The sequence below is a fragment of the Terriglobales bacterium genome, from assembly GCA_035624455.1.
In the GTDB taxonomy this organism is placed as follows: Bacteria; Acidobacteriota; Terriglobia; order Terriglobales; family Acidobacteriaceae; genus DASPRM01.
In genome coordinates, this window is sequence record DASPRM010000085.1 from 1 (window position 1) to 2,595 (window position 2,595).

Here is a 2,595-nt window from a genome sequence, read left to right on the forward strand (position 1 = left end):
CACAAGTACCGCATGATGGCGGCGCTTGGTGTAAAAAGCAACGCCGAGCTACTCAAGTATGCCATCAGGCAGCACATGATCCCCGAGTAGCCGTCCTTGTACCAGAAAGGAATCCAGCAAGGCGATCCCGCCCAGAAAATGAAGGCGGCCAGTAATTACGCGATTATCCAAAAGCTGCCGCGCACGTTGGCGGAGAAATCACTCGGAATGTGGTTCGGAGACCAATGTCCCCATTGCCGGGCCGAAAAGTTTTGCCTGGAATACCCGCAGCAGAACCAGCACCGCCAGCGTCATCACTATGTTGAAGACCAACTGTGCCCATGCGACCGCCATCCCGGGATCGCTGGCAAACTCCGTCACCTTCACCGCGAATCGCCCTAGGAACGGCAGGAACAGCACTACCCCAAACGTGTTGAAGCAGAGATTCGCTACCGCCACACGTCGCGCGGTCTTCTGCATTTTAATGCTGGCTACCAGTGCGGTCGCCGTCGTCCCAATGTTTGCCCCAATCACAATGGGAATCGCCGCTGTTCCTGCCAGGAGGTTCTGCTGCACCAGCAGAATGCAGAGACCCGTCGTTATGCTGCTCGACTGAACCAATGCCGTTACCAGCATTCCCGCCAGCGCTCCCATCAGCGGTGTGCTCGATCGGCTAAGCACTTCCGCAAAAAGTGGATTCTGTGCCAACGGTTTTAGCGTAAAACTCACAACGTCAAGGCTGAAGAAAATGAACCCAAAATAGAAAGCGGCTTTCCCTAGCATCTTGAACCGAGTCGGAAGCGCGCTCAGAAGCGCGCCAAGAACGATGAAGAACGGTCCAATCGACGTCAGCTTCAGCGAGACCAGCCAGGCGGTCGACGTCGTTCCAATGTTCGCTCCCAGCAGAACGCCCAGGCTCGACCGAAACGACATAGTCCCCGCATCGACCAGCGCCACCGTCAGCGCCGTGGTCGCGCTGCTGGATTGAACAATCGCTGTCGCCAGCGCTCCCAGCACCACACCGCGCCAGCGACTCTCGGTGAGCCGTCCGAGCCACTTCTGCAAAGTCACTCCGCCCACCGTCTGAATCTCGCGGCTGAATGCCTCAAGCCCATACAAGAACAGCACGATCGCGGACACGGCTGCCAGCAGGATTCTGAAATTCGACATGTCCGCTTTTACCTCCGGAAACCGAAACCATGGCATTCGCAGCGAAGGCAGGATACTGGCAATAATGTCAGCCAGGTGTCGCTGCTGATTTCACTATTTTGTTGCAGGCTTCACGGTTAAGACGGAGTCAGTGGTTACCTAGAAGACTTGACAGTTTCGACAAGCAGGCCCTCTTTCGTACGATTACTTTGCGGGGCGAGTAGCGCCCGTGCATAAACCCAGCAATGCCGTGAGTCGGAGTCGAGGCGGCAACAGCAGATGCAGTGGGGCCTCTCATGTCGTTGGGAACCCTTGGTAGAGAACTCTGTGGAGCTCATCGATGTCCTCTTTGCTATGGTGCGCACTACAAGTTGTGATTGTGGGCCTGCTCGCCTCGGCGTCGCCCGGCCAGGCCGTGACACCTAACTTCTCGGGGACGTGGAACCTTGATCCCACTAAAACCACTGCCCCCTACAGTTCTTCAAGCGCCGCACTCAAGATTGAGCAAACCGGACCGCAGCTGAGGTACCAATACATCGAGAATGGCGTGCTCAAATATGCCGGCGTACTGATCGCGGACGGGAAGGAGCGAGAGCGGTACAAGACCAAGGTTGACCGAGTCTATTACAGGGCGCGGTGGGTCAAGAGTGAGCTGGTGATCGCTACCCGCGGATTCCAGGATGCAATGGGGACGCAAACGTACAGCTATACGGACCGGTGGACTGTCTCGGACGACGGAAGTATTCTCACCCACACTTTAGCTGACAAGAAGGTCGCGGTGTACAGACGGGACGGAAAGCAGTCGGAAGCAGGACGCTCCGACTGAGGCGGGACGCTACGAGATTGGAGGATGCCTGATATGAAAACGATGATGGAGTCGAGAGTGGTTTCATCCTGCTGGCGCGCCGGAGTTGGGCGCCTGCGACGTTACAGCCGGGAACCCGGCCAGAAGGGCAGGAAGCTCAAATTTCTACTCTGGACTCTGTTGACGTTGACGGCATGTTCTAGTGTCGCCTTACCCCAGAAGGTCAAGGTCGGCTATGACAAGTCGGTAGATTTTTCCAAGTATGCCACATACACCTGGGCGCCTCCTGGCATGCCTCCCTCACGACCGCTCCTCTACCGCCACGTGGTGGGTACCATCGATGAACACCTCAAATCAAAAGGTCTAAAGAAAACCGAGCAGGGGGGAGACCTGATTGTCGCCGCCGTAGGCGGAATCGACTTTGGAGTCAACACACCCGCGGGCACACCGATTTTGCCCACTTACAGCGGCCTGCCGCCCTCGATTGACAGCGGCATGTGGGTTGGGGCGGCCGGCCCGTCAGGCGGCATGGCGCCCTTGGTATCGAAGGGCACGCTCCTGCTGGAGTTGGTGGATGCACGTGCCAATAAGGTCATCTGGAGTGGCAGCGTGGCCGAGAAACTCGACCCTGATAAACAGGAAGAATCGCTTAGACGAGTGAG

The 2,595-nt window shown here is 57.2% G+C and carries 3 protein-coding genes; 2 read left to right on the plus strand and 1 reads right to left on the minus strand.

Translation table 11 applies throughout. The annotated features are described in order from the left end of the window. Positions 1–198: 198 nt before the first annotated feature. Positions 199–1,149, minus strand: coding sequence for a Na/Pi symporter (locus VEG30_09255; protein ID HXZ80104.1), 951 nt, complete (start codon positions 1,147–1,149; stop codon positions 199–201). 319 nt (positions 1,150–1,468) lie between these two features. Between VEG30_09255 and VEG30_09260 the strand changes: the two genes are divergently transcribed. After that, on the plus strand, positions 1,469–1,954 hold the full coding sequence (locus tag VEG30_09260) for a hypothetical protein (GenBank protein HXZ80105.1): 486 nt from the start codon (positions 1,469–1,471) through the stop codon (positions 1,952–1,954). A 33-nt stretch (positions 1,955–1,987) separates the two neighbouring features. After that, a partial coding sequence (locus VEG30_09265; GenBank protein ID HXZ80106.1) for a DUF4136 domain-containing protein occupies positions 1,988–2,595 on the plus strand: 608 nt, incomplete at its 3' end.